This is a genomic window from Rahnella sp. PD4 (genome assembly GCF_049199325.1).
Taxonomy (GTDB): domain Bacteria; phylum Pseudomonadota; class Gammaproteobacteria; order Enterobacterales; family Enterobacteriaceae; genus Rahnella; species Rahnella perminowiae.
Map to the genome: position 1 here is coordinate 380,157 of NZ_JBLZQF010000004.1, position 15,336 is coordinate 395,492.

A 15,336-nucleotide genomic window follows, 5' to 3' on the forward strand; every position below is an offset into this window, starting at 1 on the left:
GGTGACTTTCCTCAGAATTTCACTACCGCACCCAGTTCAATCACCCGGTTTGGCGGAATATGATAATGTTCCGGCGCGCGTAGTGAGTTTCGCTGCAATACCTGGAACAGTTTTCCGCGCGCCTTCAGGTACCACGGACGCGGTTCACCAAGAATAAACGTGTCACGCGACATGAAAAATGAGGTTTCATTCATGTTGCTTTTAAGCCCTTCCAGTCCGCAGCGATAAAGGATATCTGTCACATTCGGCTTCTCCCTCCAGCCATAACGGGCAATAACCCGCCAGAATGCCGGTGAAAGTTGCTCGATAATGACCCGCTGGACGTTATGCACATAGGGTACATCTTCCGTTACGATGGTCAGCAGCACCACGCGCTCATGCAGAATCTTGTTGTGTTTGAGGTTGTGCAGCAACACCAGCGGCACTTCATATTGCCCGCGCGACATGACTACAGCCGTTCCCGGCACCCGTTGTGGCGGCGATTTTTCAAGTGAGGTAATCAGCGCCTCCAGCGCTTCCGGATCCTGGCGCAGGCGGCGCAACAACCGCGAACGTTCCGTTTTCCAGGTCAGCATAATCACCAGAATAGCCACACCAATTGTTACCGGCAGCCAGCCCCCCGAGAAAAGTTTGCTCAGGTTGGCAGCAAACAACGGCACATCAATCAGCAGCATCGCCATAATCACCAGGCCACCTGCCCAACGTTTCCATCCCCAATTTTTGATCATCACAATGCCGATCAACACAGACGTGATCACCATCGTACCGGTGACTACAATGCCATACGCCGAGGCGAGGTTGCTGGAATGCCGGAAGCTGACGATCGCAATCAGTACGGCGAAATACAGCAGCCAGTTGACAACCGGAATGTAGATCTGACCGGACTCCACATCCGAGGTGTAAATAATGCGCATAGGAGGCAAATAGCCCATGCGCACAGCCTGACGCGTCAGGGAGAACACCCCCGAAATCACCGCCTGTGAGGCAATAACGGTCGCCAGCGTGGCCAGCACTAACAGCGGAACGAGCGCCCAGTCAGGTGCCAGCAGGAAAAACGGATTCTTAATGGTCTCAGGTTCGCTGAGTAATAACGCACCCTGCCCGAAATAATTCATCACCAGCGAGGGCCCGACCAGTATAAACCAGGCGATGCGGATGGGTTTCTTACCAAAATGCCCCATATCTGCATAAAGCGCTTCGCCGCCGGTAACTGAAAGCACCACCATACCGAGCGCGAAAAAAGAGACTGTTTTAAATTCCACAAAGAAATGCATCGCCCAGTAAGGATTGAGCGCCTGCAATACTTGCGGATTATGCACGATCCCGCTGATACCCAGCGCCCCGAGGGTGAGAAACCATATAACCATCACCGGAGCGAAAATTTTCCCTACGCTGCCGGTACCATTTTTCTGAATAAAAAACAGCAGCGTCAGGACGGCAATGGAAAATGGAATGATAAAGCGGTCTAATGACGGCTCAATAATTTCCAGCCCTTCAATAGCCGAAAGCACCGAGATGGCGGGCGTGATAACACCATCACCATAGAAAAAGCTGCCGCCAACCAGCCCGATAAACATAATGAAGGGGATCCAACGCGGATTGAGATTGCGGATCGCCAGTGCCATCAGGGTCAGGATCCCGCCCTCACCGCCATTGTCGGCGCGCATCACAAAACTGATGTATTTGACGGAAACCACCAGCATCAGCAGCCAGAAAATTAAGGACAAAAAACCGAAGAGAGAGCTTTGTGTCATGGTAATGCCCGCCTGTCCGGTCAGGCATTCACGTAGGGTATACAACGGGCTGGTACCAATATCGCCATACACGACACCGATACAAGCCACTGTTACAGTCAGCAGCGATGATTTATTTTTTGTTTGCTTCATGAGTGGCTTCACAATTTCCGGGGACGACGTTGGTCGTCCCACCAAAAGAGTATAGCTGCTTCGCGGGAGGATCTCAGGCCCAATATGAAACGGTTACATTCATTATTGTCTTATATATCAGGTATTCACTTACAAACATGGCCTACATGTCTACAGACTACCAGGACTCTATCTGCGTGCGGGGTTTTGGATAATATCTCGGTATAAACCTTTCACAGGTTCAGTTAATAACTTATTGATTGATGAGGTCCCCAGAGCGGCTTCTTTTTTCATAAGGGATGCATAAGCGCGCAGATCAGCGTTCGAAGCAAGATCCCGTCTCATACATTTGAGAATAATGGTGTTGGATTGCCGGGTCATTTCATAGCTGAAACTGAGCAACCCTAATATTTCTCTGGCTGTTACGATATGGTAAGCGCATTCATAATTCCACAAATTCCCGGGCGATAGATAAGACATAAGATGAAAATCAGCATATCTGTGTATTCCCCCCAACACCCAGGCATCATTAACAGTGGCGGCCCACTTATCCATGACCAAAACATTTCCCCGGGTATGTTTAGCCCATAAAGTATCACCTTTAGCTATACAATACTTTGCCAAAATCTCAGGTTTCCATAAATCACTGGCTCTGCCAATACGTATTGGACCGTAGATGAATTTTGATTTTTTATATACCTGCCAGCAGCACCCGGCTAATTTATTAAAGTTGTTATCCTTACCCATCCCATAAGGATAACATGCTTTCAGATGCGGATGCACTTCAGCATTTTCCTCCCATGAAAACATATTCTCCTTGGTTTTAAGACCAGGACTTTCAAGGTCCCGCATAATCGTTACCTGATTAAATATTTTCAATAAACTTAACCTTATCTCATTAATAATATTCGTAACGTAGATGATATAATCATTCCCTAACAGATAAGCAGCATTCAGCAAATCTATCGTCCGGGGTATTAATACCCCGTCCAGATCAGCAGGGAAAACATCAGAAATATTCCAACTTTTTATTTTTAACCAAACTACAGATCAAATCACTATATGCCCACCAATAATACGTAAAGCATGAGATTTTCCTGGGGGTTCAGGGCTGTAGCTTTAACGTACCCGATCGTATCTTCTCCGGACTCATACAACTCTTCTGCAAGATCAAAGTGTTCTGGTGATAAATTCGCCATCTTTCTTTTAATCTTATCCACCGAACGGATCAGTTTTTTCACTGTGGCAGAACTATCTTCATTCAATAATTCTTTTAAGATTTTTTTGGTGTCATCTGATAATTTACTTCTTCCCAGTGCCTTGAGAGCAATATAAATCTGCTGTTTAGCATTGTTAATAATAAAGGGTAAAAGTGTTTTCAATCTTTCTTCAGCTGGATGCATCATCATATCCTTATTGATAGCATTGTAAGACAAACTTCTGGTTTAACTGGCGTAGTGGCATGGCATTGCTTATAAAGTTACCCTTGGAAAAAATAACCTGTTACCTGTTTTCCGTGAAAAATAATGCGCAGGGAAGTAAATAAAAAAATGTCAATACTCAGGCCATTATTTAACTCCGAAACGGTACGCATTCAATGCATCAACTCTTTGTGTAAATTGTTTTAACAAGGCCGGATTCACTTCCCGATGATTTTCCTTATCCTGCCCGATCGTCCACAATAGTGTTTCCGCGCTGGTACCATTGCGTTGCAAATCCTGACGAATTTGATATACCGCCGTTTTCAACTCCGACACAGTCATATATTGACTGTGCTTCTTTTCAGCATTCAGCAGCCGGGCTTCAAGTTCATCAAGATGTTTGTTAGCCAGCACATAACCATCGAGCGCCGGAATATCACCTGCTTTTTCCTGTAAAGTACGACGCCATTGCGCGCTGTATTCATTATCCGGATACACCTTTTCCAGATGGTCGGATAATATCTCGCCCTGACGCAGCAGCATATCTGCGGGTTGCTCACTGATCCACGACAGAACCGGTGCGGCATGGGCTAACACCGCCTCTTTTTGTGCATTCAGGTCAGATGCAGGAGCATTCTCCCAGGCATCATTCAACTGACGTTCACTATGTTGTAACGCCATTAAGGGCAAACTCAGCTTTTCACTCAAGCTTAGTGTTTGTGATGAAGACCAGAGCGCTACTGCCACGACACAAACCGCTATACCCGCCGCCATTCCCCCCGATGCCCACAATAACGGACGCGGACGCGGTTCAGGAGCCAGTTGTATTTCTGGTGGTTCGGCAGCGGATATCATGTCGGCCACCGCCTGCGTTGCTTTCTTCTCATTGACGGGTTGCGGTGTATTTTCCTCCGCAACCGGCAAGATTTTCGCCACTTTGGGTGGAACAGGATACGGCACGGAACGGCAGCGGACTTGCAGGAAATAATGCAGATTATTGAGTGAATCATGGCTGCGTGACTGCAGGTTTTTTGACTGACTGCACAAAACACCAATGCTTCTCTCTACCTGACGCATCTCACCACTGTTTTCCGGCCCGTACTCCAGCGTATAGATATGTGTCGCCACATTGGCATTGAACCAGTCGATCAGTTGCTGACGCTGTTGAACGGCAGTCACCGGCGGCCAGCAACGCTGGCTGTTGTGAGTAAACGCCGTTGACAGCAGTTCGAGCGCCAGCGCCAGTCCTTTCCAGCTTTTAAGCCGCAGACTGATGAGACAAAACCACATGCCGCTTTGCAGATCATAACCATATTCATGAAAAAGCTGAAAACAACGCTCTTCCAGCAGATGCCAGTCCAGTTTTGCCGGCAGATTTCCGCTCAGATGGCTCAGCTCACTGCTCAGCAACAGAAACGATTTGCTGAGGCGCGGATCATGGCCGTTAATTTTTAACGCGCGTAAATTCACCCTGTTTTTCATGATTATCCTCTTCCTGCCGTTCAGACAGGTTGTTTAGCCACTGAATTTTTCGCGGCAGGCTGTCTGGACAATGTGAGCTGACCTTTACTGACGCCGAGTTGCAGGCGGATATCGGCTTTACTCTCAACCGCCAGTAAACGGTCGGTGAGGAGTGGCAGCAACTCCCGGTTCAGCACGGCATCAATTTCGCGGGCCCCGCTTTGCTCGACCTGGCAACGGCTGGCGATGAAATCCACCACTTTTTCGCTGTAGCTCAGGGAGGAGTTACCTTCACCCGCACGGCTGAAACGTTTACACACTTTATCGATTTTGAGACGGATGATTTTTGCCAGTGTTTCACCCACGACAGGCAGATAAGGGATCAGTTGCAGGCGTCCCATCAGTGCAGGACGGAAATATTGATCGAATTCAGGCCGCAGGAGTGCCGTCAGTGCTTTCTGATCGTTGTTTCCGGCAGCGCAGGCAGCCATCACCCGATCGCTTGCCAGGTTACTGGTCAGAATAATCAAGGTATTACGGAAATTGATCAGTTGGCCTTCGGCGTCTTCCATCACACCTTTATCAAATACCTGATAGAAAATTTCCATCACATCCGGATGGGCTTTCTCCACCTCATCGAGCAGGACTACACTGTACGGCCGACGACGTACCGCCTCGGTCAGCACTCCGCCCTGTCCATAACCCACATACCCGGGCGGGGAACCTTTCAGGCCAGACACTGAATGAGCTTCCTGATATTCAGACATATTGATGGTAATTAAACTTTGTTCACCGCCGAAAAGCAGTTCCGACAAGGCCAGCGCCGTTTCTGTTTTGCCGACGCCGGAAGGCCCGGCCAGCATAAAGACGCCGGTGGGCTTAACCGGATCCGCAAGATTGGCGCGACCGATGCGGATTTGCTGCGCAATGTCCGCTAATGCATGGGATTGCCCGATCACCCGGCTCTCCAGACGTGCGACCAGATCGCCGAGTTGTTGCTGTTCTTTTTCCATCATCCGGCCCAGCGGGATGCCGGTCCATCCGGCAATCACATCTGCGACACAGGTCGCATCCACACAGTCATACACCAGCGCCTGATCTTTATGCATCTCAGCGAGTTGTGCGCGCAATGCGGCAATCTGCGTCACATCCTCAATACGATTAATCTGCGCCACGATGTGTTGTTGCTGATGCCAGACCGGCAGCAATGCCTCCAGATTTTGCGTCAGTTCGCTTTCCCGCTGATCCAGCCATTTTATCCGCGGGTGGTTATCGCCCTCTTTCAGCAGACTTTCCCGTTCAGTGTGAATGTTGCTGATCATCGCATTGAGATCTTCGATCTCTTTGGGCTCATGGCACTGAGAAATCGCCACACGGGCGCAGGCAGTATCCAGCAGGCTTATGGATTTGTCCGGCAACTGGCGGCCAGAAATATAACGGCTGGAGAGACGAACAGCAGCCACCAGCGCGCTTTCGAGGATCTGTACGCCATGATGTTTGCTGAGTGCCGGTTTCAGCGACCGCAGCATAGCGGTGGCGGTCTCTTCATCAGGTTCCGCCACTTTGATCACCTGAAAACGACGCGCCAGCGCGGCATCCTTCTCAAAGTATTTTTTGTATTCAGCCCAGGTGGTAGCTGCCACCACGCGCATTTCCCCGCGCGCCAGCGCCGGTTTAAGCAGGTTTGCGGCATCATTTTGCCCTGCCTGACCGCCAGCGCCAATCAGCGTATGCGCCTCATCAATAAACAGAATAACCGCAGACGGGTACTCTTTTACTTCACGCAGCAAGGTTTGCAGACGGTTTTCAAATTCGCCTTTTACGCTGGCACCGGCCTGCAGCAATCCCATATCCAGCGACAAAATTTCCATTTCCCTCAACGCTTGCGGTACGGTGCCGTCCACAATCCGTTGCGCCAGTCCTTCAACCAGAGCTGTTTTTCCCACGCCCGGTTCACCCGTCAGCACAGGATTGTTCTGACGGCGGCGTAACAGCACGTCGATCAATTGACGAATTTCCTGCTCTCGCCCCAGCGCAGGGTCCAGCGCCGAATGACGCGCCTCTTCAGTCAGGTTTCGGGTGAATTTCATCACCGCTGAATCAGCGGTGTGACGGGGTGCAGCAGGATGATTCGTGGCCTGTTCCGGTCTGCAGGCATCATGCAACAACCGGTCAGCACGTTCAGCCTGACACAGTAGTGCCTGTTGTAAGGCGGGTGACAGGGGGTTCTGATTGTCTTTTTCACTGGTAATCAGGCTACCCAGTAAGGCCTGTACCGGCAGTTCTGTTTGCTGCCAACAGGCACTGGCATGCAGCCAGGACTTCTCCAGATGTTCGACCAGCAATTCTGACAATACCGGGCTACGGGTATTGCCGCTACGCAGATGATTGAGGCTGATTTTCAGCGCATCAATCAGCGTATCGCCACGCAAGCCCGCATCCAGGCAGAGTTGCTCAATCAGCGCAGGATTACGGGTCACCAGTGCAAGCAGTAAATGCTCAATGTCTACCTCGTGATGCGTACGGCTGACGGCAAGGCTGATCGCAGCGTCAAGGCACTCACGGGCTTCGACATTCATTTTCTCAACAATCTTCTTCAGGTAATTACCCATAAATAATCCCGTTTATTTTTTACAATCGTGCCCTGAATCAGGCATTCAGTGACATTCGGTGATACGGACAGGCAGTTGTGAGAACGCGCTCTTCAATGCCGTTGGTCGTTTTTTTTCCGCTTTTCTGCTGCTGGCCTCCTGCTGAGCCTGGGCATTAACATTCAGCGCCTGACTGAGTGCCTGCCACTGTTGCCAGCGTTCCTGGAGGGCGTTCTGTGGACCGGACTGATAACGCACCATGACTTCCCTGATGCCCAGAACTGCCAGTTGCGCGGATTCATCAGGAAAATCCTCTGCTTTAAAGCGGCGTTGCCCGTCTGAAATATCGTGCAGAAAATCCGGCCAGGCGGCGTCTCCGAAATATTCATAAGTCAGGTCAAAACCGGGGAAATTGATCATCAGTGTGGCGCGGCTACAGTGACCAGGACGCCAGCGGAATGTCGCCTGCTCGCTGAAGTTCATGCTGTTTAGCTTCCACTGCTGCTCATCACAAAACAGCGTCAGGCGGGTGCCCACCGGCATCAGTCGTGCTCCGCCCGGAATGGTGGCTGGCAGGCTTTTGAGGGTCAGTTCCAGCGGTTTAGCTTCCAGTTCCGCCATTTGTGACTCCAGATCGGTTTGTTCATCTTTCAGCGAGGCCAGTGCATCGTCATTGCGGGTATTTTCACGTTCAGGCATCGCCAGCACATCATCCGGACGCAGAACATGATTGACCATTCGCAGAAATTCCGGCGTCAGTCCCGGCGTCTGTCCGTTGAACTCGCCTGCTTTTGGCCCGTTGTCTTCAACCACCAGCACACTTTTTGCCGGCCCGCGAATAAAATCAGACAGGTATTGCCATGCCAAATCCTGTTGCTCCTCATATTCCAGACGGCTGGCGTTATTTTCCATCGGCCATAGCACCCGGCTTTTCCACTGTTGCTCAAGCCAGCAGGCAGAACGCTGCATAGCATGTGCAACCAGCCAGTGTGCATCGTTCTGATAGAGCGTCCAGACCGCGTTGGTGGCAAAATCGTCCCGTTCCGCAGATAAGCTTTTACGCAGCACGTTGAAACGGCTGTCCAGCAGTTGTAAAGGATTGCTGTCTCCCGCCGCACCGGTCTGGAACAACCCGCGGGTCAGGCGATCGCTGCTTTTCGGAGTGGCAAATACATCCGAAACCGCCGCATTCAGGCTGGTTTTCCAGGCACTCCAGTTTTTCACATTGAGATCGGAAAGCACCGGTGTCAGCGTTTTGCTGTCGGTTTTCAGCAACACTGAAATTTTCTTCTGAATGAATTGCTGGATTTTGCTGATATGTGGAACCCGCGCGCCCTGTGCCGACATGGTTTGTAACTGATTCAACCGGCGTAGCTCGCGCAACCACTGCGCGGCATCCTGAGTGCTGATATCCCCGAGTTGTTCATTCACATAACGGGCAAATTTCATCGACGGGCTGTTACCCTGGTCGATTGCAATCAACGCGGTTTGCCACTGTTCACTGGTCAGCACAGGGGCGGCTTGCCGGTTCATCGCCAGCATCAACGTCATCCATTGCGTCTGACGCAGGTCAGGCCAGCGCTGTTCAAAGGCTGCCAGTTCAGGCATCGGAACCTGCTCACCCCCTGCACGGCGGATATCCTCCAGCCAGCCCTGAATTTGCGCAGTGCCCTGCAGGGTCCACAGACCGCTGACCTGCGTTATGTCCTCAGAGGAGGGCAGGAAATCCGTCACACTCACCGGCATCAGATCGTCTGAAGGGGCTATCAGCCATGCCATCTGTGGATCACTGTTGACCAGACGGCCCAGCAATTCACGCAATACCGTCAGTTGCTGGCCCCCTTCCGGCAGCTGTAGCAGCGCCCGTTGCAGCACCACGTCCTGCTGATGTGATAAAGGCACCGTCGCCCCCGTCATGCTGAGCGCCGCCGGAACCGGTGCCTGTTTCATCAGCTCACTGACGGGCTGTTTTTCCCACATGGCCTGTTTGGTGATAAGCGTCCTTGCCAGGTCCAGAATCATTACGCGTTTTTGCTGTGGAACGGCATCTGTAAACTGCCGCTGGTAATTATCGGCTATCTCATTCAGATTCACTTTATCGCGTACAGATGCAGCAAGAATGCTGGCCTCAAGCTGCTCATGACGATGGTTGAGAACGGGGACAAAAGGAAAATATTTCAGCGGATGCGTATGCCAGTTTTCGATGTTCTCAAGCTGCTGAACCTGCGCCGCGACATCCATTTGTGCCGGCGTACCCTCAGTAAGGCAACGGGTGAAATAACCACCAATCAGCAGATAAGTGATCGCCAGCGCACTGAATGTCATCGCGCCCCATTTGTGCAGATAACGACGGCCAAAACCGACAGGTTCAATTTCACGCTGACGGCTGAGTGCTGGCAATAACCGCGTCATCAGGTCATGGATAAAGAAAGCCTGACGTGAAGCACTGTTTTTGCTGACGGGTTCGGTGGCAGTAAACCAGATGCCACCCAGCGCCGCGGGTTGAAAATAAACGTCCGGCTCACACAAGGCGGCCAGGTAACGTTGCAGTGCGGGTTGCAATTGGGGCAGTTGCTCCGGAAAGTCCATCAGCGCCAACGTGTCGCCATCCGGTTCACCGCCGGAAAGCATGCTGACACGGACTTTATCCAGTCCGTCTTTCACACAGGTAAACAGCGGGTCCAGCAAGGCCGGATCTTTCCCATCGACGATAGGGGAATAGCGCCAGTAGTAACCGAGCGGTTGCTCCCGCTGTGCGGCGGAAAGTTTATGGGCCCAGTTGCTGAAACCCGGTACCCGATCACAGCAGGTGATAAACAGGTATACCGGCAGGCGGCGTCTGACTTTACTGACCAGAGGTTCAATCTGCGTACGGATATGCCGCGCATGCAGATGCAGTTCGGCGTCATCTTTTTCGAGCAACTCACTGACCGACACACACACCACGATGCCAGCTGGCGCCGGCAGGCGGGCACACCAGTTCACCAGACGTAACCAGCCTCGCTCGAAGGCTGGCGTTTTACTCAGAAAATGGCTGGAGAGATCGAGAAAACCCACAGAGCGAAAAAACCACCAGCGTAAGGTCCGTGTCGGTACCACCAGGGAGCTTTCAGGCTCATTGGAAAACAGCGGCAATCCTGCACCGGCCATCAGCGTCGTTTTACCGCTTCGTCCACCAGTCAGTACAAACCAGGGGAGCGGTTGTTTGCGTCTTCTGATGCGCTTAATGACTGCGGCACCGGTTTTCCAGTGTTCGAATAAAACATATTCCAGCCGGGTGAGTTTAAATTTTGACTTCAGGGAGGAGATATATTTTACCTGGGCAATACCGGAAACCGAACCCCAGATAAACCGGGAAAATAAAACGACGAGAATCAATATCAGCCAGAGTAGTAATGCATGCAAAAGAGTCTGTCCCAAAGCAACAGACATTACGACGCAAACAATAAATAACAGGCACAGAAATAGTGTCCATGCGACAAAGGAAAGTAATTTTTTAAACATAGTGGTTTACCTGGAAAATATTCCTAAGCCGGTGGACAAAATCACTAAATAGGTGATCACAGGCAGTGTGAGCAACAATCCTTTACGCTGGCGGAGCTTTTTCACTATCGTTTTATTTTTATCATCGCCGCCAGCCTCCTGTTCAACCAGCAAGGCATCGTTCGGCCACTGTCGCCAGGCTTGCGGCAAGCACTGCCGCTCATCTTCGATGCGTTGCTGCAAAAGCTGTGCATCCTGCGCGGTATATTTTCCGTGGAAGCCCATCAGCAGACAAAACAGATACACCATTCTCAGTGGAATATTGTTTTTATCCGTTCCATCCAGCCTTTCGAAAAATGCTTCGCCCCCCACAGAAATATCAAAATAATATTTCTGCAGCAGATTACTTCGCCATTCTTTCACCCAGTCCGCGCGGGATCTTAGTACCCGCTCATCCACCCAAAGCACCACCGCGAAATAAGCATCCTGACATTCTCCGGATTCATGATGACGTTCTGACTCAAGCAGCGCCTGTTGTAATAAGGAAATGCTTTTTTCGCGAAATGCACTGTAATCCGGATATTCCTGCGGATGAATAAAAAATGCCGTCACATAACGAAACAACGGTAAATAACAATTCAGCAAACTCATCATGAGGGCACCACAAATATAATCTGTACCTGAAGATCTTCCGGCATATCAGGCCAGTAGAAGGAAATTTTGCTGTGCTGGCGGGCTTTATTCCACAATTCACTGTCCTGCTCGACCAGGAAATAATGTGAATCGCTGCGGTTTGGCACACCACGCGGAGGCTGTGGACAATGTATTACCGGAATGCCCGGAAGAGCATGCTGGATCAGCAGTTCAATCATTTTTGGCGAGGCCAGTTTGATACCGCCCGGATTTTTGATCTGACGATTTTCCATCGGCATATTGGCAGAACGTAACAGCAGCAGTACTGATTCGGCATTTTTACTCTGCGCACTGTCAAAGCTGCCGGTGAACACGCCCTGAAGATCGTTTTCCAGCGTGATGTACGTGTTATCTTCAAGTACCAGACTGTTCAGCAGGGTGATCAGCGTCTTACGGGCACTCTCGAAACAATCCAGCAATTGATGATGATTGTAGGTTTGCAGCGAATTTTCGCCGTCATGCCACTCTCCCAGAAAGGAGCAGCTGTCATTGAATGAGGAAAGTTCGCCGACAAGCTGGCATAACATATTGTAGATATGCCACGGATGAACCTGGCGCGCCTGACAGAAATTTTTCAGTTGCGGTAGCACCCGGTTAAGGGAGCGCATAGCTAACAATTGTGTTACCTGATCGCCACGGTCGGCATCGCTGACCAGCCGCTCTGAGCGTTTGTATTCTTCAAGCTTTCTGGCCCGCGCACTCAGTTCAAAATAAATAGTGTCTATCAGCTTGCCGAGGCTGAATGATCCAAAAAGCGTCACGGAGGGTGGCGAGAATGTCGGATCGAGGGACACCTTTTCGTTTTCATAACGCAGCCGGGTGAGAGGAATGCATTCGCAATCAACAGCATCATCTTTTTCAACGTCCGTCAGCAATCTGACGTTGTAGCACAGGCGGGCCACTGCAGCGTCCGGCGCATGATCATAGACGTCTTTCATCACCCGCTCTTCGCTGGTATTGATCCAACGCGTGACAGCACGATCATGCTCTCTTTCCAATGTGGTGACATTGCTGTGCAGCGGATCGAAACGGCGCAAAGCCAGCCATAGGGTCAGAGGCTGATCGCGCTGTTTCCAGAAATCACGGAAGTTACGTTGTTCAACGCGGCTATTACCGGGCTGTGACAGCAAGGTACCACCGGGCAAAATACAACGGAACTGCTCGACACTGATGACATAATCGCTCAGTGCTGCTTCATTGATGCTGACCTCAATCAGCCCGTAATTATAAGGCTGCGCCAGACGCAAATGCTCCGCGAGGTTCCATTCATAATGCAGGTCAATTGACTGAAAATGCTGCGGTTGCAGATAAAGCCCGGAATGCCAGTAGATCTGCTGTTGTTCTGGATACATTATTTTTTCTCTCCGGCAACGGGGATATCTGAACTGACAATGCTTTCACTGCCTAAGGTGACGGAGAGCGTGACCGGCGCTAAATGCGCATGCCAGACGGGTTCCCACCAGCCTGTGCTTTCCACATCCACCGGCACCTCTGTGCTGACCATGTGTTTCTTCACCGGAAACGGATAATAGCCCGCAACCAGCGCCACATTGCGGGTATCCCGGGCGCGATCGATATGCAACGTGTTGGTTTGTCCCGGCATCATGACGTAACGATCCACCTGCAAAACATCGCCTTCACTGCCTGCACCGGCAAACAAACTTTTCAGTATTGCAGGGTTATCCAGCATCTTATCCAGCGTCGGTTTATCCTTAGCTTGTAGCAGTAATACCGTACAGCTGTTGGCCATATCATTCAGGCTGTTCAGCCCGGGTTCAGCCCGCAGTTGCAGGGTAATAGCGCCGCTGGCGAAAGGCGCAGCCACTTCGCTGATCGCCTTCTGTTGGCTTTGCCCATCATCTGATGTACAACCTGCCAGCAGCATGACGCCGAGCACCAGCCCGGTCAGTCTCATTTTCCCCCTCATTCTCTGCCGTGCCCTTTCAGTACGTTGTTGATATCACGCATGCTGCTGTCATCCTGCAACATCTCTTCCAGCCATTCGGTCAACGTCATGGCAGCCCAACGCGCCGCTCGCTCCATCAGGAAAGGGACGGGGCTTGACGGTTCGGTCTGACGAAAAAAATGGGCAATGGTCAGCATCTGACTGATGGCCAGATCCCGTGACATCGTTTGTTTCTGAGTGTTATTCATGAGTGAACTGACGCCAGTATTCTGTTCATCTTCTTCCGGCGTTAATACGTTAAGAGTCATCACATCGTCATAAGCCGGTGCTGCACGGTCAAACAGACGTTTCAGATACTCCTGAATTTCAGCGGTTGCGCTGCGCAACTGCCCCATCGCCAGAGAATCTGCCTGCGGATTCAGCTGACCATAGAGGACCTCAAACGTATCCAGCGTGGTCACCAGTCGGGCTAATACCTCGTTTTGCGCGGCGACTTTCTGCGGATCCAGTGTCGCGGCCCAGCGGTTGAAGGTATCCATAGAGAAATCATCGTCACCGCCCCGTTCGGCAGCGCTGTCTGGTTTCATCGTCACCCGGTGTTCATAGGCGAGCACCTTACGCCAGTGATCGAGCGTGCTTTCCGGCTGCCCAAACAGAGGATGACAATGCAGCATCTGCGCCAGCTGACGGTCCACACGATTGAGCATGCCATGACGGATCATCACGCCGTCTTCATCCAGCTCCGGCCAGCCCTTTTGCCAGTAAGTTTGCATAAACGCTATCAGGAAACCGATACCGTCCAGCAAGCCGCTGATCCCATGTTGCTGTCCAAGACCTTCGGTCAGCCAGCAGGCGACCTGCAAATCCTTGCTTTCTTTCTGTAACACTTGCGAGCTTAAGCGGATGACTTTGCTCCAGTCGGCTTTACGCAATTGAGTAGCCCATTCTCCCTGCGGCAAATAATCAGGATCGCTTTCCCGCGCCTCACGGATTTCGTTATAGATCGGCTCATATTCCATATTGCGGCCAACGGGCTGTTCGTCACTGACCGGGGCGAGCAATGGCTCAAAATTCATTATCATGTCAATACGCTCTAAGAAATCAGGACGGTCGGACAACCCGCAGTAATGGTTCCGCCATGCGCGGTACTGTCACCCATACGCGCTGCAGGTTTATTGCCAATCAGCACTTTCGTGCTGCCCATCACTACCGAATCCGGTGGACCGACGCAGACCGCCATCGATCCCAGGATCGCGGCGGGCATGCCTCCGATAAACACCGTTGGCGTACCGGGTGTGGACACCGGCCCGCCAACGTGTTGGATCGGGGGGAGGCCGGGGGTCACCATCGGGCAAAAATGCATATCACCAACGCGGGCAGCGGGCTTTCCCATCAGTCACCTCCCCGGGTAGCGTGCCACTCAGAAAGTAGATTCTGAGCGCCCTTCAGGGGGGCGTCTTCTCCCGCTATCCCCACACTGAGCAATTTCAGCGCACAATGGAGCATCAGGTGAGATAAATGAGATTCGGGGTACACCGCCTCGAACTCTGCCGGGGTCATGCTGCCTTGCATCCAGAACACGGATAAGCCGAGCGCACCAACCGGGGTATCAAAACCGAGCAGCTCTGCCTGCTGGAAAATACGGAAACGCCGGTCATCCTCAGGCTCTGCCAGCCACTGATGGATTTCACTGGCGCATTGCCGCACCGCAGGTTCCTGAGATTCAGGGCGACTCAGCGCTTGTTGCAGCGTCCACGCCAGCAGTTTCTTCTGTGCAACATCAGCAACCACGCTTGCCAGCGCATCTTCCCAACGGCCTGCCATCATCAGCTGCGCGGCATTTTCTGCGCCGTTTTGCAGCGGGTTGTAAGCAGCAAGCGCTTCCGGCGTGAGCAATTTTTCTTTCATGTTATTCA

At 51.6% G+C, this 15,336-nt stretch carries 12 protein-coding genes; all 12 read right to left on the minus strand.

Features of this window, described 5'->3' with window-relative positions; genetic code table 11:
* Nucleotides 1–11: 11 nt before the first annotated feature.
* The 12 genes from kup to ACOZIO_RS13540 all read right to left on the minus strand — a co-directional run bounded on the left by kup (nt 12) and on the right by ACOZIO_RS13540 (nt 15,328).
* Nucleotides 12–1,886, minus strand: a complete 1,875-nt coding sequence (kup, locus tag ACOZIO_RS13485; RefSeq protein ID WP_129953628.1) for a low affinity potassium transporter Kup — start codon at nt 1,884–1,886, stop codon at nt 12–14.
* A 168-nt stretch (nt 1,887–2,054) separates the two neighbouring features.
* Nucleotides 2,055–2,825: a hypothetical protein gene (locus ACOZIO_RS13490; protein ID WP_129990978.1), complete on the minus strand. Its 771-nt coding sequence runs from the start codon at nt 2,823–2,825 to the stop codon at nt 2,055–2,057.
* A 98-nt stretch (nt 2,826–2,923) separates the two neighbouring features.
* Nucleotides 2,924–3,274 (minus strand): hypothetical protein, encoded by a 351-nt coding sequence (locus ACOZIO_RS13495; protein ID WP_205952644.1) that lies wholly within the window; start codon nt 3,272–3,274, stop codon nt 2,924–2,926.
* Between the two features lie 159 nt (nt 3,275–3,433).
* A complete protein-coding gene (locus ACOZIO_RS13500) occupies nt 3,434–4,768 on the minus strand; it encodes a VasL domain-containing protein (RefSeq protein ID WP_129953630.1) in 1,335 nt (444 codons plus the stop codon).
* A 20-nt stretch (nt 4,769–4,788) separates the two neighbouring features.
* Nucleotides 4,789–7,359 carry a type VI secretion system ATPase TssH gene (gene tssH / locus ACOZIO_RS13505; RefSeq protein ID WP_129953631.1) on the minus strand — a complete coding sequence of 857 codons (2,571 nt, stop codon included), beginning with the start codon at nt 7,357–7,359 and terminating at the stop codon, nt 4,789–4,791.
* Between the two features lie 45 nt (nt 7,360–7,404).
* A complete protein-coding gene (locus ACOZIO_RS13510) occupies nt 7,405–10,842 on the minus strand; it encodes a type VI secretion system protein (RefSeq protein WP_421595389.1) in 3,438 nt (1,145 codons plus the stop codon).
* 6 nt (nt 10,843–10,848) lie between these two features.
* Complete coding sequence (locus ACOZIO_RS13515; RefSeq protein WP_129953633.1) at nt 10,849–11,475, minus strand: DotU family type IV/VI secretion system protein; 627 nt, start codon at nt 11,473–11,475, stop codon at nt 10,849–10,851.
* Entirely contained in the window at nt 11,472–12,866 is a 1,395-nt protein-coding gene (tssK, locus tag ACOZIO_RS13520) for a type VI secretion system baseplate subunit TssK (RefSeq protein WP_129953634.1), read from the minus strand. Before tssK ends, ACOZIO_RS13515 begins: the two co-directional genes overlap by 4 nt.
* Nucleotides 12,866–13,429: a type VI secretion lipoprotein TssJ gene (locus ACOZIO_RS13525; RefSeq protein ID WP_240782851.1), complete on the minus strand. Its 564-nt coding sequence runs from the start codon at nt 13,427–13,429 to the stop codon at nt 12,866–12,868. The genes tssK and ACOZIO_RS13525 overlap by 1 nt, the downstream gene beginning before the upstream one ends.
* A gap of 8 nt (nt 13,430–13,437) precedes the next feature.
* Nucleotides 13,438–14,502 carry a type VI secretion system protein TssA gene (tssA, locus tag ACOZIO_RS13530; protein ID WP_129953636.1) on the minus strand — a complete coding sequence of 355 codons (1,065 nt, stop codon included), beginning with the start codon at nt 14,500–14,502 and terminating at the stop codon, nt 13,438–13,440.
* 11 nt (nt 14,503–14,513) lie between these two features.
* Complete coding sequence (locus tag ACOZIO_RS13535) at nt 14,514–14,813, minus strand: PAAR domain-containing protein (RefSeq protein ID WP_129953637.1); 300 nt, start codon at nt 14,811–14,813, stop codon at nt 14,514–14,516.
* Nucleotides 14,813–15,328 (minus strand): DUF6931 family protein, encoded by a 516-nt coding sequence (locus ACOZIO_RS13540; protein WP_129953638.1) that lies wholly within the window; start codon nt 15,326–15,328, stop codon nt 14,813–14,815. The genes ACOZIO_RS13535 and ACOZIO_RS13540 overlap by 1 nt, the downstream gene beginning before the upstream one ends.
* Between the last annotated feature and the right edge of the window lie 8 nt (nt 15,329–15,336).